The sequence below is a fragment of the Curtobacterium sp. B8 genome, from assembly GCF_000333315.1.
In the GTDB taxonomy this organism is placed as follows: Bacteria; Actinomycetota; Actinomycetes; order Actinomycetales; family Microbacteriaceae; genus Curtobacterium; species Curtobacterium luteum.
In genome coordinates, this window is record NZ_BACW01000538.1 from 1 (window position 1) to 1,335 (window position 1,335).

General features: G+C 75.0%; 1 protein-coding gene and 1 pseudogene. One reads left to right on the forward strand and one right to left on the reverse strand.

The features are described from left to right. Nucleotides 1-575 (reverse strand): annotated as a pseudogene (locus I59_RS14245) (hypothetical protein); the annotation flags it as partial. A 130-nt stretch (nt 576-705) separates the two neighbouring features. Between I59_RS14245 and I59_RS14250 the strand changes: the two are divergent. Further along, nucleotides 706-1,254, forward strand: coding sequence for a GNAT family N-acetyltransferase (locus I59_RS14250; RefSeq protein WP_022904444.1), 549 nt, complete (start codon nt 706-708; stop codon nt 1,252-1,254). Nucleotides 1,255-1,335 lie beyond the last annotated feature (81 nt).

The following is a 1,335-nucleotide window of genomic DNA, read 5'->3' on the forward strand; positions in this document are numbered from 1 at the left end:
TGCGCCCACGCGGTCGCGGGCGGCCCGAAGACCCCGGCGGCGCCCTGCGTGCCGTTCATGGCGACGTCCATCACGCCGTCGTGGGCACTGGTGAGGGCGCCCGAGTAGTACTTGTCGCTCGTGCCCTCGTCGTACGCCTGCCAGGCCCCGGCGTAGGTGGCCGCGAACTGCCCGCCGCTCGCCGCCGGGGTGTCGAAGTCCTCGAAGAACGTCGCCTGCGGCCCCAGCACCGGGTCGGGCACGCTCGGGGTCGGCGTCGCCGTGGGCTGGTCCGAGGACGGAGCACGGGCGCTCGACGTCGCGCCGTCAGCCGGGTCGCTGCTCGGCTCGGCGCCGCCGGTCGGGGTGCTGCCGGACGCGTCCCGGCCGTGCTCCGTGCTGCCGGCGGTCCCCCGGCTCGACGTGGACGCGCCGGGCGACGACGCAAGCTCGCTGCCCTGGACCGGCGGGGTCAGGAAGGCGAGCATGACCGAGACGGTGACCGCGGCGACGACGACCACGACGGCGCCCCGGACGAGGCTTCCGCGTGTCGAGGTGCTGCGCTCGCGCCGTTGCGAGTTCCGTTGCCGTGTCACGAGTGTTCTCCTGTACGTCCCTGCCACCGACAGGTTCGCGCACGGAACGATCTCGCGCGCCCCCTCGGGGCGTCGACGGCGGCATCCCGCAGGGGCGTGCGGGAAACCCCGCGCCGGTAGCGTGGTCCGCATGGCCGTCCAGCTCACCCGACTCGACCCGACCGGCGCCGACCGGGAGGCCCTGCTCGCCTTCCTGACGACCGAGGACTTCCCCTTCCACGTGCGTCCGCGCACCAGCACGGGGGACGCAGAGCGGGCGATCGATGCCGGAGCGTGGGACGACGACGAGCACCGGTCGTACTGGCTCGACGACGACGAGCACGGCCGCGTCGGCGTGCTGCGGCTCGAGGACCTCGCGGACCCGGTGCCGCTGTTCGACCTCCGGATCGCCGGCGAGCACCGCGGCCGGGGACTCGGCGTCCCGACGCTCCGGGCGGCGACGGACCACGTGTTCACCTCGATGCCCGAGGTCACGCGGTTCGAAGGGCAGACCCGGGAGGACAACACCGCCATGCGCCGCGTGTTCCTGCGCGCCGGCTGGGTGAAGGAGGCGCACTACCGGGACGGTTGGCCGGTCGAGGGCGGCGCTCCGCTCGCGTCGGTCGCCTACGGGGTGCTGCGCCGCGACTGGGAGTCCGGCACCACGACGCCGGTTCCCTGGGACGACGACCCACGCTGACCGCGACACGCGGCCCGCGTCCCGCGGCGAGCGCGCGGGGGGTGATCCGAGGCGGGTCGAGACGACCCGGTGACGGCCGGG